The organism is Xylanibacter ruminicola (assembly GCF_900142525.1).
GTDB lineage: Bacteria > Bacteroidota > Bacteroidia > Bacteroidales > Bacteroidaceae > Prevotella > Prevotella ruminicola_A.
In genome coordinates this window covers 13610-35804 of record NZ_FRBD01000016.1, presented here as the reverse complement: position 1 = coordinate 35804, position 22195 = coordinate 13610, and the positions used below count along the sequence as shown (strand labels likewise).

Here is a 22195-nt window from a genome sequence, read left to right as displayed (position 1 = left end):
ATTATATTGGTTTTGAAAATTTCTTATCCGTGTTCAGCATCATCGGGTCGAGTGCAGCAGCCACACAGCGCACAAACGGGCGGCCGCCGGTGTCTACACTTATATGATCATCGTCGAAACTAAGCAGCCCATCGGCCTGCATCTCACTGAGCACAGCCTCATCATATCCGCATGCCTCTCGTAGGACATCGGCACATACTCCAAGCCGTGCGGCCACATCGCTCCAGCGCAGCGCATAGTTGCACATCAGCGCCTCGATCACCTCGCGCACCAGTTTCTGCTGAGCCGATAGTTGGTAACCGCGCTGTACGTAAAGGCGCCCCTGACTGATAGTGTCGATATACGTTGATATATCACGACCATTCTGAGCATAGGCATCGTCGAGCTGGCTGATGCCTGTTACGCCAAAGGCATAGACCTGAGCCGTGGTGCGGCGAGTGCAATAGCCCTGGAAATTGCGATGCAGCTGTCCCTGGCCGAGTGCCACAGCCAACTCATCGCCAGGCAATACGAAATGATCGAGCCCTATGGGCTGATAGCCCGATGCAATAAGCACCTGCGAGGCCTCCTGATACATACGGCCCTTCTCGTCGTCGGCCGGCAGGCCCACCTTATCCAGCACCTGCTGGCGTGGGAATATCTGCGGCAGATGAGCATACGAGAATGTGACCAAGCGGTCAGGACGCATCAGAGCAGCCTGCTCGATAGTACTCCTGAACGACGAGGCCGACTGCAAAGGCAGACCATAGATGAAATCAAGATTGACAGTGGCGCCCTTGGAATGCAACAGGCTGACTATCTGCGAAACAGGCAGCTGCGAGGGACGACGGTTTACCACCTTGAGCACCTCAGGTCTTAAGTCCTGCACGCCCAGACTGTATCGCGTAAAACCACAATCGGCCAGCTGCAGCCAGTCGGTCTCATCAAGATAGCCAGGATGACACTCGATGGCAATCTCAGGGCGATCAATGACTGACGCCAATGACAGCAGATGCTGGTTGAGCTCGCGAATCATCGGAATGGGTAGCGCCGTAGGGCTGCCACCACCATAATGTATCTGCGCTATCTGGCGACTGCGGTCGATGTGACTGGCCACCAGGTCAATCTCACGATGCAGGGCATCTACGTATGCACTGATCACCTCGGGCTTAGCCTGGGGATAGGAATTGCAACCACAATAGTGGCACAAATGTCTGCAGAAAGGGATGTGCAAATAAAAAGATATCTGGTTATGGCGAGCAGTGTTCGACTGATCGACCATTGCCAGATAATCGGCCTCAGCATACTCGCCAAAGAAATTGGCTGGCGGATAGCTGGTGTAGCGAGGCACAGGGCGGTTATATTTATTGATGACGTGTTGTTGCATGTTTCTTGCTGAAAAACAGAATGATATAAACCAATGATACCAAGGCGATGAGCACCTCGGTAGCAAAAAGGCCATGATAGCCCATGTGCTGGGCCACACTGCCACTGAGGCTAGCCATGATGATGCCACTAAAATGGGTAAGAACGGTTTGGACTGTGAAATCGGTACCCTCGCGACCAGTACGTACACACTCCATAGCCGATGTGTAAACCACGATAGTAGCCATGCCGTAACTGCTCCACAATAAAACAATGCCAACATAGAGCATAGCCGTTGAGGGCTGAACTATCCACGATAGCCACAGAAAGTAGCAAGTAGTAGCAAGTATGAAAACTGCAAACAGCAGACGTGACCTGTAAATTCCAATGCGACGCATTAGGAAGCCGGTGCCAAACGAGGCACAGAAGGCCACCGATGTGCCCACGATGCCACTCATCACGCCAATCTGCTTCATCGTATAGCCAAGGTCAACCAGCCAGGGGCGCATCATAGACAGGATACCAATGATGCTGGCATAATACAGCAGCAGGAATCCTATCTGGCGCCAGATGCCAGGCTGGGCAAAGAACAAGGCAAAATCGGTGAGCTTGGCACGCTGGCGCTCGTCCTTCTTCACCACATCCAAATGCTTTCGCTGGCCGACCATAGGTATCAGCATCAGCAGTACAAACACACCCAGACAGGGTGTTACCACATGCCAGCCGTAGTGATTAAGCACCAGCAACAGCACGCCGCTGCCAATGAGTGCGCCACCAAAGCTACCCATCGACTGCATGCTGTTTACCATACTCTTGTCCTTGCCTCCATGCATCAGAATGGCCAGTGCATCGGTGGCTATATCCTGAGTGGCCGACGCTACGAGCGACAAGGTCACCATCAGGAGTACAAGATAGATATTATCGGCCACATTGATATGGCCAGCCAACAGAATAAATGCAGCATAGACCAGCTCGCTGAAAACGATGAAGCGAACAAAGTCGTGCCCTGTGAGGCAATGGCGATCTACCATAGGCGACCACAGGAACTTGACTACCCACGGCAGTTTGACCAATTGCAGCAGCCCAATGGTTGCCAGCGAGTAATGAGCCTCGCGCATCATTACCTGCAGGGCTGTAGCAAAGAAACTGGAGGGGATGCTCTGCGCTATATAAAGGCAGAAGAACATCAGGAGTTGCTTGTTTCTGGCCATATACTGCTACTAGAAATTAAACACGAGCGATGTGCCAAAGGATACAGGACGGCCCTGCTGACCATAGCCGGCACTCGACTTGAAATAATATGTAAGATAATCTGTGTTGGTGAGGTTCTTACCCCATACCTCCCATGTAACCAGACCCATGGTGGCACTCACTTTGGCATCGAGCAGCGCATAGAAAGGCTGATTGACGGCATTGTCCTCGTTCCAGTAAATCTTGCCCATACCACTCAGGCCAGCACTGAACACCAGTTTACTGATGGTAGAATTCTGAGGCAGAACGGTATAGCTGCCACGCAGTGAGAGCGTGTGGCGTGGTACCAATGGCAGCATCATACCAGTATAATCTACAGTCTCGCTGCGCTTGTAGTCAAGGAAGCGGGCGTAAGTGTATCCATAGCTCAAACGGAAGGTGAGCGGCAGTATAGGACGTACGGTCATAGCCAGCTCAACACCCTTACTGTCAGAGTGGCCAGCATTACGAGTGATATTGCCCACACCAGGAATGGTCTGAGTAATCTGCTGATGGCGCCAGTCTACATAGAACAAGGTGAGTTCTGCCTGCAATGCATGGTTCAACCAAGAGGTCTTGGCACCCACCTCGTAGTTCCAGTTATACTCTGGATCAAAGGTGCGCTCATCGTCCTGCTGGAATGTAGAGTTGAAACCGCCTGTCTTGTAACCACGGGTTACTGAAGCATAAACAAACTGATTGTCGGCAGTAAGATACTCGAGTGTGAACTTAGGAGTGAACTGGGTGAAGTTAAGCTTACTGTTGTATATGTCAACAGGGTTGCCCAGCGTAGTGACCCAAGCCGCCGTGCGATAGGCAGTATAATCCTCCTTGGCATGTTCGTAGTCGAAACGCAGGCCCACCTGTGCCTTCAGACCGCCAACGATCTGGAGCGACGACTGGTGATAGACAGACAGACCTGTAGTAGGCGAATCGTAGAACTTAGGCGTGCAGTAATCCTGAGCGATGTAGGTGGTGTAGAGCGACTTGTTGTAGCTGTCGCTGAACAAAAAGGCACCCACCATCCACTGATATCGGCTATCGGTGGTTGACTTAAGAGTGAGTTCCTCGCTGAAGATATTCTGGCGAACGCTCTGGTTGACCCAATAAAGATCCTTGGGCATGAAGTCCTGGTCGATGGCCATGTGATCGTCGATATACTGATAGGCCGTCTGGCTGTTGAAGCTGAACTTATCGCCCTCGTAACGGACATTCAGTCCTGCCGTGGTGAGCTGACGAAAGTAAGAACTGTAGCGGTTGTAGTTGATCTCGCCAGTCTTACCAGTCTCAGCATCGTAAGTGGCATAAGGATAGCCACCCTGATCGCTGTTACGATAGCTCACATCGGCTGTAATGGTCCAGCGCTCAGTTGGCTTGAAGAACACGCGACCACGCAGGAAGCCCTCGTTAAACTTATCAATCTTACTATCGTCGAAGGCATTACGGAAGTAGCCATCGTTGTGATGATAGCTGCCGTTAATAGCAAAGCCCAGCTTATCGTTCACCTTATTATAATGGTAGGCATTAACCACCATATCATTATAACGGCCATAGCCTATCTTTACACGAGTGCCCTGAAACTCGAATGGTGAACGGGTATAGGCGTTGATGATTCCACCAATACAATTTCGACCATAGAGTGTGCCCTGAGGACCACGAAGCACCTCGAGGGCTGTGATATCAAACAGGTCGTCGTCGAAAGCCGAACGCTCCATGTGGGGCACGCCATCGATATAGAATCCCACGGTAGGACCATTGGTCTTGGCCCCCACTCCTCTCACAAAGACGGGCGAGTTCTGGCGAGTGCCATACTCAGGGATGTAGAAATTAGGAACGGTATACCCCACGTCCTTAATACTGGTCATCTCGGCCTGACGTATAAACGCACTTGACAGTGAGGTAACAGATTGTGCCTCACGACCTAATGCATCCTGCTTGAAACCTACTACTGTTACCTCATCGACATCAAACTGTTTTGCTACTGTTGTGTCGGATACCTCGTCCAATTCACCTGCAAATGTGCAGATAGGACATAATGCTAAAAACAATACTTTTTTCCTCATAAAACTGTAATTGCACCCATTGTGTTGGTTGCGGGTGCAAAGGTACAGCTTTATGATTTAGTGTACAATCCCCATTTATAGGGATTTTAACACATTATTCCTCCATCAACTTACGATAGCGGGCTCGCTTAGGTTCTTCAAGACCCAAGCGCTGAGCTTTATTGCTCTCGTATTCGCTGTAGTTGCCCTCGAAATAGAATACATTACCCTCGCCTTCGAAGGCCAGGATATGGGTACAGATACGGTCGAGGAACCAGCGGTCGTGGCTGATGATGACAGCACAGCCGGCAAAGGCCTCCAAACCTTCCTCGAGTGCACGCAGGGTGTTCACGTCGATATCGTTGGTAGGCTCGTCGAGTAACAACACGTTACCCTCTTGTTTCAAAGCGATAGCCAGATGCAGGCGGTTGCGCTCACCACCAGAGAGCACGCCACACTTTTTTTCCTGATCGGCGCCGCTGAAGTTAAAGCGGCTGAGGTAGGCTCGCACGTTGACATCTTTGCCACCCATGCGGATGGTTTCGTTGCCCTGACTAACAACCTCGTAGACCGACTTGGTAGGGTCGATATCCTTGTGCTGCTGATCGACGTACGACAGCTTGACGGTTTCGCCTACAGCAAACGAACCTGCATCGGCCTGCTCCAAGCCCATAATGAGGCGGAACAGCGTGGTTTTACCAGCGCCATTAGGTCCAATCACACCCACAATGCCGTTTGGTGGCAGGTTGAAGTTAAGATCAGTAAACAGCGTCTTCTCTGGGAATGACTTGGCCACATGCTCGGCCTCAATCACCTTGTTACCCAGACGAGGACCGTTAGGAATGAATATCTCGAGTTTCTCTTCCTTCTGCTTCTGCTCCTCGTTCAGCATCATTTCGTAAGAGTTGAGTCGAGCCTTACCCTTGGCATGACGGGCCTTGGGCGCCATACGCACCCACTCCAACTCGCGCTCCAGCGTCTTGCGGCGCTTTGAAGCAGTCTTCTCTTCCTGAGCTAAGCGCTGGCTCTTCTGCTCCAACCAGCTTGAATAGTTGCCCTTCCAGGGGATTCCCTCACCACGATCCAGCTCGAGAATCCACTCTGCCACATCGTCGAGGAAGTAACGGTCGTGAGTCACAGCAATAACTGTACCCTCGTACTGCTGCAAGTGCTGCTCCAACCAGTCTATCGACTCAGCATCAAGGTGGTTGGTAGGCTCGTCGAGCAACAGTACATCAGGTTTCTGCAACAACAGACGACACAGAGCCACACGGCGGCGCTCACCACCACTCAGATTCTTAACACTCCAATCGCCAGGAGGACAGTTCAGAGCCGCCATGGCACGATCGAGCTTTGAGTCCATGTTCCAGGCATCGGTAGCATCGATGATATCCTGCAACTCTGCCTGGCGCTGCATCAACTTGTCCATCTTGTCTGGATCCTCGTAGTACTCAGGCAGCCCAAACTTTACGTTGATCTCGTCGTATTCAGCTAGTGCATCGTAAACATGCTGCACACCCTCCATCACGTTCTCCTTGACGGTTTTCTCCTCATTGAGAGGCGGGTCCTGAGGCAGATAGCCCACAGTATAGCCAGGGCTCCAAACCACGTTGCCCTGATACTGCTGGTCGAGACCTGCAATAATCTTCATGAGGGTTGACTTACCAGCACCGTTCAAACCGATGATACCAATCTTAGCACCATAGAAGAAGCTGAGGTAGATGTTTTTGAGCACTTGTTTCTGATTCTGTTGGATGGTCTTGCTCACTCCAACCATCGAGAAGATAATCTTTTTATCGTCTACTGTTGCCATATTACTAATCAGTATTTTATTAATTTGTGCAAATATACAAAAAAACTTCAATACTGATGTGTTTTTGCACATTTTTCTTTGCCAGACAGATTATTTTGCTTATTTTTGCAACATTAGAATCACTAAATATAATTAAGGTATGGTAAAGCACATTATTCTCTGGACTCTGAATCCAGAACTCTCTGAAGAAGAGAAAGCAAAGGTAAAGGCTGGCATCAAGGCTGGTCTTGAGGGATTGGTAGGCAAGGTGCCTGGACTGATTGACGTAAAGGTACACATTGATGGCCGCTTGGCATCGTCGAACGCCGATGTGATGCTTGACAGCACGCTCGAGAGCGAAGAGGCATTGAAGGGCTACGCTGTTCACCCAGAGCACGTAGCAGTAGCAAATGGCAAGGTTAGGCCTTATACTGTGCAGCGTAGCTGCCTGGACTTTGAGATCTAGAAGAACTAGCATGGCTAGTATGACTAGTATGACTAGTTAACAAAATAGCCCCGCCGATTGGCGAGGCTTTTTTATTGTATCTCAAGAAAGGATTACTTCTTGTTGATAGCGAGGTCGATAGCAACTGCTACAGATACAGTAGCACCTACCATTGGGTTATTACCCATACCCAGGAATCCCATCATCTCTACGTGAGCAGGAACTGAAGAAGAACCTGCGAACTGAGCGTCTGAGTGCATACGACCCAGAGTATCAGTCATACCGTAAGAAGCAGGACCTGCAGCCATGTTATCTGGGTGCAGAGTACGACCTGTACCACCACCAGAAGCTACTGAGAAGTAAGGCTTACCAGCGAGTACACGCTCCTTCTTGTAAGTACCAGCTACTGGGTGCTGGAAACGTGTTGGGTTGGTAGAGTTACCAGTGATTGATACGTCTACGTTCTCCTTCCACAGGATAGCTACACCCTCACGAACATCGTCAGCACCATAGCACTTAACCTTCAGACGGCTTGGGTTGTTGCCATAAGGAACCTCCTTAACAACAGCCAGATCGCCAGTGAAGTAGTCGAACTTGGTCTGTACGTATGTGAAACCGTTGATACGGCTGATGATCTGAGCAGCGTCCTTACCAAGACCGTTCAGGATAACACGAAGTGGCTTCTGACGTACCTTGTTAGCCATCTCAGCAATCTTGATAGCACCCTCAGCAGCAGCGAAGCTCTCGTGACCAGCCAGGAATGCGAAGCACTCAGTCTCCTCGCGGAGCAGACGAGCAGCCAGGTTACCGTGACCGATACCTACCTTACGATCGTCGGCTACTGATCCGGGGATACAGAAGCTCTGCAGACCGATACCGATGGCCTCAGCAGCCTCAGCAGCTGTCTTTACGCCCTTCTTGATGGCGATAGCAGCACCACAAACATATGCCCACTTGGCGTTCTCGAAGCAGATAAGCTGAGTCTCCTCACACATCTGGTAAGGATCGATACCTGCCTTTTCACAAATCTCATTGGCCTCCTCGATAGAGTTGATGCCATTCTCCTTCAGAGCAGCAAGAACCTGGTTGATACGGCGCTCCTGACTCTCAAACTGTACTTTTCTAATCATAGTCGTATCCTCCTTTTATTCTTTACGTGGGTCAATAGCCTTAACTGCACCCTGCTCCTCGGTTGTACGTCCATAAGAGCCAGTGAACTTCTTCAGAGCCTCGTTGGCATCCATGCCATTCTTAACAGCCTCCATCATCTTGCCGAGGTGTACATACTCGTAACCGCAAACCTCGTTGTTAGCGTCGAGGTACTGCTTGGTGATGTAACCCTCAGTGAGCTCGAGGTAACGTGTACCCTTAGCAACGGTGCCATAGAGAGTACCTGTCTGTGAACGAAGACCCTTACCAAGGTCCTCAAGACCAGCGCCAATAGGCAGACCGCCCTCAGAGAAAGCACTCTGTGTACGTCCGTAAACAATCTGCAGGAAGAGCTCGCGCATAGCGGTGTTGATAGCATCACATACCAGGTCGGTGTTCAGAGCCTCAAGGATGGTCTTACCAGGCAGAATCTCAGAAGCCATAGCAGCTGAGTGAGTCATACCAGTACATCCGATGGTCTCAACCAGAGCCTCCTGAATCACACCGTCCTTAACGTTCAGGCTCAGCTTGCAGGCACCCTGCTGAGGTGCGCACCAGCCAATACCGTGGGTGTAACCAGAGATCTCCTTGATTTCTTTTACTGCTACCCATTTGCCCTCCTCGGGGATAGGTGCAGGTCCATGGTAAGCGCCCTTACAAACGCTACACATGTTCTCCACTTCTTTTGAATAAATCATTGATAATAAAACATTTAAATGTTAAACAACTTAATATCTCCTTCTTTTGACCTACAAAATTACTCGAATTTTCCGAATTAATCCTTGTTAGCCGTTATCATTTAGGAATTATTAACCAATACTACGTATTACAGACCTCTATACTTGAGGAAACCTGACGAGTCGGGGGTCTTCATTCCTGTAAAGTCAGTAAACATTTCCATCTGATCCTTGGTGTTACCACGACTCAGCACCTTCTGACGGAAAGCATTACCAGTTTCTGGTTTCAGGACACCAAACTTCTGGAATGCCTCAGCCACATTGCAAGCCAGCACATCGGTCCACAGATAGCTGTAATAACCAGCAGCATAGCCACCACCCCATACGTGATTGAAGTAAGAGGTAGAATAGCGTGGAGGTACCTGCTCGTCGTAGAGTCCAATCTTCTTCAGGGCCTCAACCTCGAAGTTAGCAGCCTCGTTGGCAGTTGGAATCTCCTTCGATGAGAGGTGATGCCAAGCCAGATCCAGACAGGTAGCAGCCAGATTCTCGCCTAGGGCGTAAGCCTGTTGGAAGCTGATACTCTTCAGCATCTTCTCTTTCAGGTCAGCAGGCATTGGCTCGCCTGTTACAGCGTGCTTAGCGTAGTGGTCGAATATCTCAGGTATTGATGCGAATGTCTCGTTGAATTGCGATGGCATCTCCACGAAGTCGCGAGCCACTGCAGTACCACTCAGGGTGTTGTACTTACAGTTTGACAGCATGCCGTGCAGGGCGTGACCAAACTCGTGGAACAGTGTTGTCACCTCGTCCCATGTAATCAGCGTGGGCTGACCCTCTGGAGCCTTAGCATAGTTGGTAACATTATATATAATAGGTAACTGCTGGCGCAGACCGCTCTGCTTGGCAAAAGCGCTCATCCAGGCACCACCACGTTTAGTGGGACGGCGGTATGGATCGCTGTAGAACAGAGCCAACAGCTTGCCATCCTTATCGTGGACCTCGTACACCTTCATATCAGGGTGATAAGTGGGGATATCAGTACGCTGAACAAAGTTCAGACCATACACACGATGTGCTGCATAGAACACGCCATTTACGATGACGCTATCGATATTGAAGTATGGCTTCACCTCGTCGTCGCTGATGTTCAGCATCTCCTGTTTCATCTTAGCCGAATAGTAGAAGCGGTCGTATGGCTGCAACTTGAAGTCGGTTCCCATCTGTTTCTTGGCGTAATCCTCGATGGCCTTAGTCTCTGCCTGGGCCTTAGGTGTGTACTCTGCAATGAGCTGCTTCAGGAAGTTATACACATTGTCAGAGTTTTTAGCCATTGTCTTCTCAAGCGAATAAGAGGCGTAATTATTGTAGCCCATCAGCTCGCCCATCTCAGCTCTCAGTTTGGCAATCTCTACTACCAATGGGAATGTATTGAACTGACGTGTGCCATCGGCACGATGACGAGAAGCCTCATATACACGGCGACGCAGATTGCGATTATCCAAACTTGACAGGATGGCCTGCTGAGTGGTATTAACGATGACGATAGCGTATGGCGTATAACCGCCACGGCTCTCGGCATCCTTCTTACACTGAGCAATATCAGCCTCGCTCAAACCTGCCAACTCCTCCTTGCTATTTACCCAAATCACAGAGTTATTGGTAGCATTAGGCAGCAGTGTGCCCCACTCCTGCTGGAGGTCGGCAATGCGCAGGTTAATCTGCTTCATGCGCTCCATCTTCTCATCACTGAGCAATGCGCCTGAGCGTACAAAACTCTTATAGAGTTCCTCTGTCAGTCGCTTGTCTTCACCCTTCAGTTTCTTAAGCTGATGGTCGTAAACATATTTCACTTTCTTGAAGAGCTCTTTATTGAACGAGATTTCGTTCTGAAGCTCAGTCAGCATAGGCATCACCTTCTTTTCAGTCTCAGCAATCACAGGTGTCTTATGGGCACTCACCAGTGCAAAGAACACGTTGCTAACACGATCCAACTCTACACCACTCTTCTCGTAAGCCAGAACAGTGTTCTCGAATGTAGGCTTAGCCTTGTTGGCTACAATCTTGTTTACTTCTTCACGATTCTGCTTAATAGCCTTCTCAAAGGCTGGCAGATAGTCGGTTTCCTTAATCTTGCTGAAATCAGGAGCTCCCAATGGGAGGTAATCCAATGCAAATGCAGGCATTGTCATAGCAGCAAAACTTAATGCTACAATTGTTTTTTTACAGTTCATTTTCAAATATTGTTGGTTAAAACTTTATTTTCTCTGTGGCAGGTGGAACTTATACTGATTGCTCATCACCTCCTTAACGGTGTTAATCTCGAGGAACTTGGTACCTCCACCCTCGCCTACGTTTCCACTCAGATAGGCAATCTTGTCGCCATCCTGCACATAACCTTTCTGGCGCAGCATGCGCACAGCAGCATGGAACAGCACTTCAGGATCAATATGCTCCTTCTGGTATACAGGAATAACACCATACGACAGGTTAAGCAGTCGCTGCAGCTTATCGTTATAGCAGATGGCCAGCACTGGGTTGGGGCCACGGAATGCAGCCAGATTACGAGCAGTATTACCAGAGCTTGCATCAGTAATGATACCCTTTACGCCCAACTTCTCAGTAGCCTCGATAGCCGAATGAGCCATAAACTCACGGATATCACAGTTGGCCGACAGGGGCACCTCGATATCATTCTCACGCATCTTATCCTTCTCGGCCTGCTCAGCAATGGCAGCCATAGTGCGCACTGCCTCAACAGGATACTTACCACTGGCAGTCTCGCCTGAAAGCATCAAGGCGTCAGTACGATAGTAGATAGCATTGGCAATATCAGTAACCTCAGCTCGTGTGGGGCGAGGGTTACTAATCATGGTGTGCAGCATCTGAGTAGCCACAATAACAGGCTTCTTAGCACGAACACACTTACGGATAATCTGGCGCTGGATGCCAGGAATACGCTCAATGGGCACCTCGATACCCAGGTCGCCACGGGCAATCATGATACCATACGAAGCCTCGATAATCTCGTCAATATTATCAACACCCTCCTGGTTCTCAATCTTCGAGATAATCTTGATATCGCTATTATATGCATCCAAAATAGCCTGCACGGCACGCACATCGGCAGCAGAGCGGACAAAAGAGTGTGCAATGAAGTCGATATCCTGATCGATGGCAAGCTTAATGTTCTTGCGATCCTTCTCAGTAAGCGTGGGCAGTGCGATGTGAACACCAGGCACATTAACACTCTTGTGCGAACCAAGCACACCATCATTCTGTACCTGGGCGATAACGGCAGGACCGTTGATGCCGATAACCAGCATATCCAGCGCACCATCGTCGAAGAGAATATGACAACCCTCGTGCACGTCGGCTGCAAAGTCGGCATACGACAGATTGATGATATCATGGGTAGTATCCATCTCAGGACGGCCGAATATCTTAACGACATCACCCGTCTTATAAGTAATAGGCTGATCGCATCCCGTAGTGCGCACCTCTGGGCCTTTGGTATCAATCAATATACCAATGTGGTGGCTCACACTACGTACATTATTAATAATGTTCTTGATACCCTGCTCATCAGCATGAGCTGTATTCATTCTCACTACGTTCATTCCTGCCTCAAAGAGACTTCTGATGAAATCCTGATCACATCTTCTGTCACTAATGCTAGCTACAATTTTTGTCTGCTTCATGTTATTTTTCCTTCATTTTGTGGTGCAAAGGTACAAAAAATAGCCCAAAAAGCGATGAAAATCATCATTTTTTGAAAAAAAATCTATAAATATTTTCGTAATCGGCTGAAAATTAGTAACTTTGCAGTCCGAAATCGATAAATTTCGAGTTCATACATTATTAATATATAAAAGAAAATAAGAGAAAAGAAGAAATGACAAAGGCAGAAATCATCACCAAAATTGCCGAAGAGACAGGCTTGGCGAAGAAAGATGTAGCCATTTCGGTCGAGGCCTTCATGGAGTGCATTCGTGAGAGCCTTGCTGAGGAGAAGGATAACGTATATCTGCGTGGCTTCGGCACCTTCGTTGTAAAGCGTCGCGCCCAGAAGACTGCACGCAACATCTCAAAGAACACCACTTTGGTTATTGCAGCTCACGACTATCCCGCTTTTAAGCCAGCCAAGAGCTTTGTTGAAAAAATGAAGTAATTAACATTATAAATTATTAGTATTATGCCAAACGGAAAGAAAAAGAAGGGCCACAAGATGGCAACTCACAAGCGTAAGAAGAGACTGCGCAAGAATCGTCATAAGAGCAAGTAAATCTTGATTCTCTGTGACTAATAGAAAGAAATGAAAGGAGTGTGTCTGCTAATCCCTAAAAGGATAGCGACACACCCTTTTTAGTACTAACGACAACCACGTCAAAATTCAATTAAACAATGACAAGTGAAGTTATCATTGATGTGCAACCGAAGGATATATCCATTGCATTGCTCGAAGACAAGCAGCTGGTAGAATATCAGCAGGAGCAGCGCACGGCTTCGTTCTCGGTGGGCAACATTTATGTGGCAAAAGTTAAGAAACTGATGCCTGGACTCAATGCTTGTTTCGTTGATGTAGGTGCCGAACGTGTAGCATTCCTGCATTATCTTGACTTGGGAACTCAATTTAACTCTTACGAGAAGTATCTGAAACAGGTAGTTAGCGACCGAAAGAAACTCTACCCTATCCAGAAAGCCAACATCCAGCCTGAATTGAAAAAGGATGGCAGCATCGCCAACACACTGAAAGTTGGACAGGAAATACTGGTACAAATTGTCAAGGAGCCTATCAACACCAAGGGACCACGTCTTACTTGCGAACTAAGCTTTGCTGGTCGCTACCTGGTGCTTATTCCTTTCGAAGACAGTGTTTCTGTATCAACCAAAATCAAGCGTGGCGAAGAACGTAGCCGACTGAAACAGCTCATCCAGAGCATCAAGCCAAAGAACTTCGGCGTCATCGTACGTACGGTAGCCGAGGGCAAGCGTGCAGCCGAACTTGATGCAGAGCTGAAGATTCTGTTGAAGCGTTGGGAAGATGTGATTAGCAAAGTACAGAAGACCACAGAGCGACCACAACTCTGTTTCGAGGAGGAAAGCAGAGCCGTAGCACTGTTGCGCGATCTATTCAATCCCACTTACGACGGCATCCATGTTAACGACAGCGGCATCTACGACGAAATAAAGAACTACCTTGGCCTCATCGCGCCTGAGAAGAAGGATATTGTTAAGCTTTACAACGGCACAGTACCCATCTTCGACAACTACGATGTAACCAAGCAGCTAAAATCTGGCTTTGGAAAGACGGTTAACTACAAGCATGGTGCATATCTGATTATTGAACACACAGAGGCCATGCACGTGGTGGATGTTAACAGCGGTACGCGAATCAAAAAGGAGAACAACCAAGAGGCCAACGCCCTCGAGACCAACCTGGGAGCTGCCGACGAGTTGGCACGCCAGCTACGACTCAGGGATATGGGCGGTATCATTATCGTTGACTTCATCGATATGAAACTGCCAGAAGACCGCCAGTTGCTCTACGAGCGCATGTGCAAGAACATGCAGAAGGATCGCGCCAAGCATAACATTCTTCCCCTATCTAAATTCGGCCTTATGCAGATTACCCGTCAGCGTGTACGCCCAGCCATGAGCGTTAACGTTGAAGAGACCTGCCCCACATGTTTCGGAAAAGGAACTATCAAATCAAGTATTCTTTTCACAGATACACTCGAGAGTAAGATAGACACCCTTGTCAACAAGATTGGTGTTCACAAGTTTTATCTGCACGTTCATCCATATGTAGCAGCCTTTATTAATAAAGGATTGTTCAGCCTCAAGCTCAAATGGAAGCTTAAATATGGAATGGGCCTCAGGGTTATCCCCTCGCAGAAACTGGCATTCCTTCAGTATGAGTTCTACGATGCCCAAGGACAATATGTAGATATGAAGGAAGAAATCGAAACAAAGTAACAAACAAAACAAAACCTCTACCCTATGACCACACTAAAGATCCTGTTTTGGGCAACATTGCTCATAGTATTCTACACCTATCTAGGTTACGGAATCCTATTATACTTTATCATCAGGCTAAAACGGCTCTTCGTGGCTAAACCCCACGAGGCCGCAATGCCCGATGACTCACAACTACCAAGCATCACACTACTCATCTGTGCCTACAACGAAGAAGACATTGTAGCCGAGAAAATGGCCAACACCCAGGCTATTGACTACCCCCGCGACAAATTCCGCATCATGTGGGTAACTGACGGTAGCACCGATAACACCAACGAGCTGCTCAAGGCCTACCCTGAGGTCGATGTAGTGTTCAGCCCTGAACGCCGAGGCAAATCAGCCGCACTGAAGCACGGTCTGCAGGAACTTAAGACACGCTATGTAGCTTTTACCGATGCTAACACCATGATCAATCCAGGTGCCCTGCGCGAGATAGCCCGTCTGTTTATGGACCCTACAGTAGGTTGTGTCTCTGGCGAAAAACGTGTAGCAGCACGCAAGGCTGGTCAAATGGCAGCAGAAGGCGAAGGTCTGTACTGGCGCTATGAGAGTACACTGAAGAAATGGGACAGCGAGCTCTATTCAGCTATGGGTGCTGCAGGCGAACTCTACGCCATCGACCCACAATTGGTTCGCGAAGTACCCGACAATGCTCTACTCGACGACTTCATGATGTCAATGTATATTGTAGAAGATGGAAAGCGCATTGCCTACACCCCTGATGCTTATGCTCAAGAATACGGTTCCGCCAATATTTTTGAAGAATCAAAGCGCAAGCGCCGTATAGCTGCAGGTGGTTTACAGAGCATCTGGTGGCTGCGTGGCCTGCTCAACCCATTCCACCAGCCATTGGTAACATTCCAATACATAAGTCATCGCGTACTCCGCTGGAGTCTCACTCCAATAGCAATGGTTATTCTTCTGATTGCCAATGTATTACTATCCGTGCTTCGTTCAGGCATATTCTACGACATCATGTTCGCATTACAAATCATCTTCTATCTTGCAGCCCTTGCTGGATGGTTATTAAGCCGTCGTGGAATCAAGAATAAGTTGCTCTACACAGCTTATTATTTCGTGTTTATGAACTTAAATGTTTTTCGTGGAATGGCCTACCTAAGCACCCATAACAACAGTGGAGCATGGGAAAAAGCTAAGAGAAGTTGAAAAAAATTCTTAATTTCTTTTGCAGTACAAAAAAAAAGCATTACCTTTGTCGCGATTTAGTGCGTTATGGAAAGAACCGAAAAGGAAATATTGCTTCAACAATATGCAGACGCTAACCGCAAGTTAACCCTTGCGCAAGAGCAGCTTGCAATTGCTAACCAGAAGCTAAAGGAATACGAGGAAATGGCCCAGAAGGCTGAGAAAGCGAGTCAGATGAAATCGCTTTTCTTGGCAAACATGAGTCATGAAATCCGTACTCCTCTTAACGCTATCGAAGGTTTTTCACGTGTACTCGTAGAAACCGATTCGCAGGATGATCGTATGAAATTCTTCGAGATTATCGAGAGCAACAACAACCGTCTGCAGAGTCTTGTCAACGAGATTCTTGATCTTTCGCGAGTTGAATCTGGCGAAATCGTGATGAAGAAAGCCAGCACGGATCTTAACCAACTCTGCGATAGCATTAAGAACCTCTTTAAGTTCCGCTGTCCTGAAACATTGCAGTTGATTTGGAAGAAGCCCAACATGGCTGTAACACTGAATACCGATGCAAATCGTATTACTCAGGTATTCTCAAATCTTATCAGCAACGCACTCAAGCACACCTCTTCGGGTAGTATCACCTATGGTTATCGAATGCTCGACGAGGGCGCACATATTGAATTCTTCGTTCAGGATACCGGTTCAGGTATCGACCCAAAGGATATCCCCCATCTTTTTGAGACATACGTATCACGAGATGCTGAGACCAATAACAACGGTTATGGTCTAGGTTTGGCCCTTTGTAAGATTATCGTAGAGAAGTTGGGCGGACAAATTTTCGTTGAATCAGAGCTTGGCAATGGTTCATTGTTCCGTTTTGTATTGCCTTTCGAGGGCACCATTGGCGGCATGACACCAGCCCGCAACACCACTACATCTAATGTTCGTACCATCCGTGTGAGCGGTCGCCCTGACGACATGAACAAAAAGACCATTCTTGTGGCCGAAGATGAGGATAGCAACTACGAGCTCGTTAAGATTGTGCTGCACAAGCGTTACCGTCTTATCCGTGCCCACAATGGAATTGAAGCCGTAACAATTAACGAGGAGGAACATCCTGATCTTATACTTATGGACATCCGTATGCCAGAGATGAATGGACTTGATGCCACACGTATTATCAAGGAAGTAGACTCCAGTACGCCAGTCATTGCACTTAGTGCCTATGCATTCGAAGAAAACATTCGAGACGCAAAGAATGCAGGCTGTGATGAATTTATGGCAAAACCATTCAAGGTTGAGAACCTTATTGAGATAGTTGGAAAATATCTCGACTAAAACAATACTTTTTTTATTTTTCAAATTATGGGAAAATTAGCTGTACAGAAGTACTTTTCATTCACCATTCTAATTCTTACAGTTCTAGTCATGATTTTCACCCTCGTAGGTCTTTACGGTGGTGATGTTCAGCCTGCAGGAAACACAGCCCGCGCTATGCTGGTTTATGCTCTACCTCTGCTGTTGGCAGGCGATGTGGTACTATTGGTTTTCTGGCTTATTATGCGCCGTTGGCACTGGGCCCTTATTCCGCTCATTGCCATTCTGTGCTGCATACCATACTCTGGCACACTGTATCAGTTCGGTTCGCTTGATGCCACAGCCGACTCTAAGCCTGGCATTAAGATTGCCACTTACAACGTAGCCATGTTCGGTCGTGAAACTTCTGGATTCGTAGCTATGGATATCCTGTCAGAGATGAAGAAACAGAAGGTTGACGTGGTATGTTTCCAAGAGTACAACGATGCTCGTGGCGACAAAAAGAACTCTGATTCATATAAAGAGTATTTCCCCTATATGGCACAGGGTGAGAGCGACATGATGATTTACAGCCGCTACCCCATCCGCAAGTCAAAGAACATGAACTTTGAGATGACCAACAATAGTGCCATGTGGGCCGAAATTGATGTTAAAGGCACCATTATCCGTGTGTACAATGCCCACCTTGAAACAACAGGTATCAACGGCACACTGCACAAGGCTGGCAAACTGATGAATCAGGGAATGGATATTGAGAGTAACGCTCTGATACGTGCATTCTACGGCAACTACACATTGGGTATGATTGCACGTTCTGGCCAAGCCAATGTGCTGGCTATGGACATGCGCGAGTGTGAAGCCCCCATCATCGTATGCGGCGACTTTAACGATGTGCCCTACTCTTACGTCTACAACACCATGCTTGGTGATAAGGTAGATGGATTTAAGGAGTGCGGCAGTGGATTTATGTACACTTTCCGTGGCGGAAACAAGAAAGTGCGAATCGACTATATCTTCCACGATAAGGGTATGACTGGTCTCACCTACTATAAGCGCGAGCTCAGTTACTCCGACCACTATCCTGTTTTCATGAAAATAGGACTTAATCAACAATAAAAAACAAATCCCACCTCAATTGAAGTGGGATTTTTATTTTATACAATCTTGAAACGTACACGGAAGGAATGCTCTTGCTCGTCCCAGTTGGTGCCCAGAAGCTCGAAACGGCCTATCTGAGAGGTTGAGCGAACGTGTTTGCCAATACAAGGACAGACGTCGTAATCGCCAATACGAACAAGACGGATGGTTTCCGAGGCATCGTCAGGAAGACGGTCGAGCGATACATCATCAGGAAGATTGTCGCGAGTAACAAACTCGAACGTCACAGGCAGATCGTCGGCAATAAGCTCATTCATACGGCGCTCTATCTCACGCTCGTCCTGACGAGAGGGCTTCTGATCTAAGTGGAAGCTCATCTTACTTTTCTTTCGCTCCACATGGGCATTAAACGAACGCCCACAATCGAACATCCGGATCATCGTCTGATTCAACAGATGCTCAGCCGTATGCGCTGGTGGAAACTCCTCTTTGTTATGCTCGTTGAGTATGTAATCGGCCATAATCTTGAAAATTTGGGCACAAAAATACAAATTAATTCGAAATAAAACAAATGTTTTGCAACTTTTCGGCAACTTGAAACGTCAAACATACAAAGATTAATCAATAAAAAAAGAAAAGGTATGAAAAAGGTATTGTTTTTGATGATGAGCGTTTTAGCGCTTACTTCGTGTAAAATCAACTTGGATGGCTTGGACAACGACCTGATAGAGGCAAGTGACAATGTTGTTACCAAGGAGTATAAACTAAAACCATTTGAAGAAGTACACATGAGTTGCGTGGGTACGGTGGAACTGATACAAGACGAGAAGAAGAGCGGTACCATAGAATTGACTGCTCCTGAAAACTACATTGAACTGTATAAGTTTGAGAACAATGGCAACGAGCTGAAGATTGGCTTTGCCAAACAACACGTCAATATTCACACCAAAAACGTAAAGATTAAGGTATATACTGCCGACCTGATAGCCCTGAAGAACAGTGGTGCATCAAGTATCAAGATGGAGACGCTGGATACAGACAAGATAGATGTTGTAAATAGCGGTGTAGGCAGCATAACAATTGGCGGACTGGCCGACAATGTAACACTACATAACAGTGGTGTAGGCAGCATAAATGCTGAAAAGCTGAAAGCACTGAATGTAAAAGCAAACGTATCAGGCGTGGGCAGTATTACCTGCTTTGCATCAGATAAAATAGAAGGCCGTGTTACAGGCGTAGGTTCGCTTAAATATGCAGGCAATCCAAAGCACAAGGACACCAAGAGAACGGGCGTAGGAAGTATCAGCGAGATGTAACAACAATAAAGGCGATCGAAATGATCGCCTTTATTGTTTTATGCCTTGAATTTCAATACGATAGCCCCTAACGGACTGACTGATATTGGAATAACTCCATCACGCTTGAGCGAAAGCTTGAGCTTAGAGCCAGAAAGCAGATCGGTAGCAACAGCATTCTTCTCCTTGATACCAAGGAAGTCGAATGCGTGTGCAGGGATAGTAACATTGACCTCAGCAGGGAGATCATCAAAATTAGCTACCACAAGCAGCACCTCTGCTCCTGCCTTACGCATAAAAATATACTGGCGGTGGTACTGACCGTTGACATACATGAGGTCGAACATCTGCCCCTGGGCAACAGCCTTCTCACTAGCAGCAATGTTCATCACCTTATTATATATATCAAAGAGGTATTTCTCGCGGATGGTATACTTGCGACTGGCAGCACGCACAATGGAATCTACACTCCAATAATCGAAAATGGTGGTACGACCATCCTGACCGCTAAAGCCCTCCTTATCCATACCAGTCTCGCCATACTCCTGTCCGAAATATATCATGAGTGGATTCTGCTGAAGCAGAGCCGACACTACTAACCCAGGAATGCCCTTACGGGCATCACCAGCAAAGAACTGGCTGGCAATGCGCTGTTCATCGTGATTCTCCAGGAAGTACAGCATGTGTTGGCGGATATCGTCGGTAGCCTGCCAGGCACCAGTGATAGCGTGAGCACTCTGGCGACCACACATCACATCGCGCACCACATCATACATACCAACCTTGTCATAGAGATAGTCGAAGCCTGCACCAAGATAGTTACGGTATTCGGCAGGGTTATAAACTTCGCCAATAAACACCACCTCAGGATAGCGGAACTTGACCTTATCGGTAGCCCAATGCCAGAAGGCAGCAGGCACCATCTCAGCCATATCGCAACGGAAGCCGTCGACGCCCTTGGCTGCCCAGAACAGCAGAATATCGGTCATCTTATCCCACGTATTTGGAATGGGGTTGAAATGACCCACGCGACCAGCATAGTAGTCGAGACCATAATTAAGCTTAACGGTCTCGTACCAGTCGTTCATGCCAGGAGCGTTGTGGAAGCAGTCGTTGCCAGTGGCCTTGGCTGGTTCTTCCACATAAGGCTCAGATTCGCCATGATACAAGTCAAAATAAGGCGTAAATCGCTGACCAGGACAATAGTAGAAATTGTTCTGCGGGTCAAAACCATTCTGTGTATTATCCTCCTCGCCCAGATCCTTCACACCCTCAGGGGCACAGATAGAATGATACTGACGGGCCACATGGTTAGGAACAAAGTCGATGATAACTTTGAGACCAGCCTTGTGACTACGCTCTATAAGAGCCTCGAACTCAGCCATACGATTTGGAATATCGACAGCTAAATCGGGGTCGATATCATAGTAATCGGTGATGGCATAAGGAGAACCAGCCTTGCCCTTGACTACTGCCGGATGCTGGCGAGGAATACCATAAGCGGAGTAATCGGTCTGAGTGGCATGACGGATAACGCCTGTGTACCAGATATGGCTCACGCCCATCGCCCTGATTTTCTTCAGGACAGTGGGCGTGAAGTCGTTCAGTTTTCCACAACCGTTCTCGGCTAGTGTACCATCCTCTTTGCGAGTGGTATTCTTATTGCCATAGAGTCGTGTGAAAACCTGATAGATAATGATCTTACTCGATACCATGGGCTGCAACCTCTTTGTTGATCTTAACAATCATGCCCTGCAGCGCCTTACCAGGACCACACTCGGTGAAGTCGTCGGCACCGTCGGCAATCATGTTCTGAACGCTCTGAGTCCAGCGAACTGAGCTGGTGAGCTGAGCAATGAGGTTAGCCTTGATCTCAGCAGGATCAGTATGAGGCTTAGCATCTACATTCTGATAAACAGGGCACTTAGGAGTCTTAATCTCAGTAGCCTCGATAGCTGCCTGAAGCTCGTCCTTAGCAGGCTGCATGAGTGGAGAGTGGAAAGCACCACCAACCTTGAGCACCAATGCACGCTTAGCACCAGCAGCCTTGAGCTGCTCGCAAGCCTCCTCGATAGCCTCAACATTACCTGAGATAACCAGCTGCCCTGGGCAGTTATAGTTAGCAGGAACCACAACACCCTTGCCCATCTTGCTAACCTCGGCACATACCTCCTCTACCTTCTCATCAGGAAGAGCGATGATAGCAGCCATTGTTGAGGGCTGAGCCTCGCAAGCCTTCTGCATTGCCATAGCACGGGCATAAACCAGCTTCAAACCATCCTCGAAGCTAAGAGCACCAGCAGCTGTGAGAGCAGAGAACTCACCCAGAGAGTGACCAGCAGCCATCTTTGGATCGAAGGCATCGCCCATGCAGAGTGCTGAGATAACACTGTGAAGGAATACAGCAGGCTGAGTAACCTTGGTCTGCTTGAGCTCCTCATCAGTACCAGCGAACATGATGTCGGTGATGCGATAGCCGAGAATGTCGTTAGCCTTCTCGAAAAGTTCCTTTGCCAGGGGGTTAGTATCATACAGATCCTTACCCATTCCTACAAACTGTGCTCCCTGTCCGGGAAATACAAATGCTTTCATTTTCTTCTTACCTTTTTTATGATTTAATATTGTTCACTATTCAC

The 22195-nt window shown here is 48.0% G+C and carries 17 protein-coding genes and 1 pseudogene; 7 read left to right on the top strand and 11 right to left on the bottom strand.

The window, feature by feature from the left end:
• Position 1: 1 nt before the first annotated feature.
• The 4 genes from hemN to ettA all read right to left on the bottom strand — a co-directional run bounded on the left by hemN (position 2) and on the right by ettA (position 6429).
• On the bottom strand, positions 2–1366 hold the full coding sequence (hemN, locus tag BUB86_RS10900) for an oxygen-independent coproporphyrinogen III oxidase (protein WP_073209415.1): 1365 nt from the start codon (positions 1364–1366) through the stop codon (positions 2–4).
• Entirely contained in the window at positions 1344–2555 is a 1212-nt protein-coding gene (locus BUB86_RS10895; protein ID WP_073209412.1) for an MFS transporter, read from the bottom strand. Before BUB86_RS10895 ends, hemN begins: the two co-directional genes overlap by 23 nt.
• A gap of 9 nt (positions 2556–2564) precedes the next feature.
• A complete protein-coding gene (locus BUB86_RS10890) occupies positions 2565–4637 on the bottom strand; it encodes a TonB-dependent receptor (protein ID WP_073209410.1) in 2073 nt (690 codons plus the stop codon).
• 94 nt (positions 4638–4731) lie between these two features.
• Positions 4732–6429 carry an energy-dependent translational throttle protein EttA gene (ettA, locus tag BUB86_RS10885; RefSeq protein ID WP_073209408.1) on the bottom strand — a complete coding sequence of 566 codons (1698 nt, stop codon included), beginning with the start codon at positions 6427–6429 and terminating at the stop codon, positions 4732–4734.
• Positions 6430–6568: 139 nt separating this feature from the next.
• Here ettA and BUB86_RS10880 point away from each other — a divergent pair, with 139 nt between their 5' ends.
• On the top strand, positions 6569–6874 hold the full coding sequence (locus tag BUB86_RS10880) for a Dabb family protein (RefSeq protein ID WP_073209406.1): 306 nt from the start codon (positions 6569–6571) through the stop codon (positions 6872–6874).
• 92 nt (positions 6875–6966) lie between these two features.
• On the opposite strand, the gene BUB86_RS10875 is transcribed toward BUB86_RS10880, so the two are convergent.
• The 4 genes from BUB86_RS10875 to pyk form a co-directional block, all read right to left on the bottom strand.
• Positions 6967–7983, bottom strand: coding sequence for a GGGtGRT protein (locus tag BUB86_RS10875; RefSeq protein WP_073209403.1), 1017 nt, complete (start codon positions 7981–7983; stop codon positions 6967–6969).
• Positions 7984–7998: 15 nt separating this feature from the next.
• Entirely contained in the window at positions 7999–8700 is a 702-nt protein-coding gene (locus BUB86_RS10870) for an iron-sulfur cluster assembly scaffold protein (RefSeq protein WP_073209401.1), read from the bottom strand.
• A gap of 128 nt (positions 8701–8828) precedes the next feature.
• A complete protein-coding gene (locus BUB86_RS10865; protein ID WP_254795155.1) occupies positions 8829–10871 on the bottom strand; it encodes a M3 family metallopeptidase in 2043 nt (680 codons plus the stop codon).
• Between the two features lie 66 nt (positions 10872–10937).
• Positions 10938–12380, bottom strand: a complete 1443-nt coding sequence (gene pyk / locus BUB86_RS10860) for a pyruvate kinase (protein ID WP_073209396.1) — start codon at positions 12378–12380, stop codon at positions 10938–10940.
• 167 nt (positions 12381–12547) lie between these two features.
• Here pyk and BUB86_RS10855 point away from each other — a divergent pair, with 167 nt between their 5' ends.
• The 5 genes from BUB86_RS10855 to BUB86_RS10835 all read left to right on the top strand — a co-directional run bounded on the left by BUB86_RS10855 (position 12548) and on the right by BUB86_RS10835 (position 18282).
• Complete coding sequence (locus BUB86_RS10855) at positions 12548–12850, top strand: HU family DNA-binding protein (RefSeq protein WP_317041762.1); 303 nt, start codon at positions 12548–12550, stop codon at positions 12848–12850.
• Between the two features lie 233 nt (positions 12851–13083).
• Positions 13084–14658, top strand: coding sequence for a ribonuclease E/G (locus tag BUB86_RS10850; RefSeq protein WP_073209392.1), 1575 nt, complete (start codon positions 13084–13086; stop codon positions 14656–14658).
• 24 nt (positions 14659–14682) lie between these two features.
• Entirely contained in the window at positions 14683–15867 is a 1185-nt protein-coding gene (locus tag BUB86_RS10845; protein ID WP_073209390.1) for a glycosyltransferase family 2 protein, read from the top strand.
• A gap of 66 nt (positions 15868–15933) precedes the next feature.
• Positions 15934–17187 (top strand): hybrid sensor histidine kinase/response regulator, encoded by a 1254-nt coding sequence (locus BUB86_RS10840; protein ID WP_073209388.1) that lies wholly within the window; start codon positions 15934–15936, stop codon positions 17185–17187.
• 27 nt (positions 17188–17214) lie between these two features.
• Positions 17215–18282, top strand: coding sequence for an endonuclease/exonuclease/phosphatase family protein (locus BUB86_RS10835; RefSeq protein ID WP_081373215.1), 1068 nt, complete (start codon positions 17215–17217; stop codon positions 18280–18282).
• 38 nt (positions 18283–18320) lie between these two features.
• On the opposite strand, the pseudogene BUB86_RS10830 reads toward BUB86_RS10835, so the two are convergent.
• Positions 18321–18779, bottom strand: a pseudogene (locus BUB86_RS10830) (hypothetical protein); the annotation flags it as partial.
• Between the two features lie 126 nt (positions 18780–18905).
• On the opposite strand from BUB86_RS10830, the gene BUB86_RS10825 reads away from it, so the two are divergent.
• Positions 18906–19580 carry a head GIN domain-containing protein gene (locus BUB86_RS10825; RefSeq protein ID WP_081373214.1) on the top strand — a complete coding sequence of 225 codons (675 nt, stop codon included), beginning with the start codon at positions 18906–18908 and terminating at the stop codon, positions 19578–19580.
• A 38-nt stretch (positions 19581–19618) separates the two neighbouring features.
• On the opposite strand, the gene BUB86_RS10820 is transcribed toward BUB86_RS10825, so the two are convergent.
• Positions 19619–21274 carry an alpha-amylase family glycosyl hydrolase gene (locus BUB86_RS10820; protein WP_073209379.1) on the bottom strand — a complete coding sequence of 552 codons (1656 nt, stop codon included), beginning with the start codon at positions 21272–21274 and terminating at the stop codon, positions 19619–19621.
• Complete coding sequence (gene fabD, locus BUB86_RS10815) at positions 21261–22151, bottom strand: ACP S-malonyltransferase (protein ID WP_073209377.1); 891 nt, start codon at positions 22149–22151, stop codon at positions 21261–21263. The genes BUB86_RS10820 and fabD overlap by 14 nt, the downstream gene beginning before the upstream one ends.
• Positions 22152–22195 lie beyond the last annotated feature (44 nt).

Excerpts from the sequence above, each read along its gene's own strand:
- BUB86_RS10845 (WP_073209390.1), top strand. The coding sequence starts at position 14,683 with ATGACCACACTAAAGATCCTGTTTTGGGCAACATTGCTCATAGTATTC.
- BUB86_RS10880 (WP_073209406.1), top strand. The coding sequence starts at position 6,569 with ATGGTAAAGCACATTATTCTCTGGACTCTGAATCCAGAACTCTCTGAA.
- BUB86_RS10875 (WP_073209403.1), bottom strand. The coding sequence starts at position 7,983 with ATGATTAGAAAAGTACAGTTTGAGAGTCAGGAGCGCCGTATCAACCAG.
- BUB86_RS10850 (WP_073209392.1), top strand. The coding sequence starts at position 13,084 with ATGACAAGTGAAGTTATCATTGATGTGCAACCGAAGGATATATCCATT.
- BUB86_RS10865 (WP_254795155.1), bottom strand. The coding sequence starts at position 10,871 with ATGACAATGCCTGCATTTGCATTGGATTACCTCCCATTGGGAGCTCCT.
- hemN (WP_073209415.1), bottom strand. The coding sequence starts at position 1,366 with ATGCAACAACACGTCATCAATAAATATAACCGCCCTGTGCCTCGCTAC.
- BUB86_RS10890 (WP_073209410.1), bottom strand. The coding sequence starts at position 4,637 with ATGAGGAAAAAAGTATTGTTTTTAGCATTATGTCCTATCTGCACATTT.
- ettA (WP_073209408.1), bottom strand. The coding sequence starts at position 6,429 with ATGGCAACAGTAGACGATAAAAAGATTATCTTCTCGATGGTTGGAGTG.
- BUB86_RS10835 (WP_081373215.1), top strand. The coding sequence starts at position 17,215 with ATGGGAAAATTAGCTGTACAGAAGTACTTTTCATTCACCATTCTAATT.
- fabD (WP_073209377.1), bottom strand. The coding sequence starts at position 22,151 with ATGAAAGCATTTGTATTTCCCGGACAGGGAGCACAGTTTGTAGGAATG.
- BUB86_RS10820 (WP_073209379.1), bottom strand. The coding sequence starts at position 21,274 with ATGGTATCGAGTAAGATCATTATCTATCAGGTTTTCACACGACTCTAT.
- BUB86_RS10825 (WP_081373214.1), top strand. The coding sequence starts at position 18,906 with ATGAAAAAGGTATTGTTTTTGATGATGAGCGTTTTAGCGCTTACTTCG.
- BUB86_RS10840 (WP_073209388.1), top strand. The coding sequence starts at position 15,934 with ATGGAAAGAACCGAAAAGGAAATATTGCTTCAACAATATGCAGACGCT.
- pyk (WP_073209396.1), bottom strand. The coding sequence starts at position 12,380 with ATGAAGCAGACAAAAATTGTAGCTAGCATTAGTGACAGAAGATGTGAT.
- BUB86_RS10895 (WP_073209412.1), bottom strand. The coding sequence starts at position 2,555 with ATGGCCAGAAACAAGCAACTCCTGATGTTCTTCTGCCTTTATATAGCG.
- BUB86_RS10870 (WP_073209401.1), bottom strand. The coding sequence starts at position 8,700 with ATGATTTATTCAAAAGAAGTGGAGAACATGTGTAGCGTTTGTAAGGGC.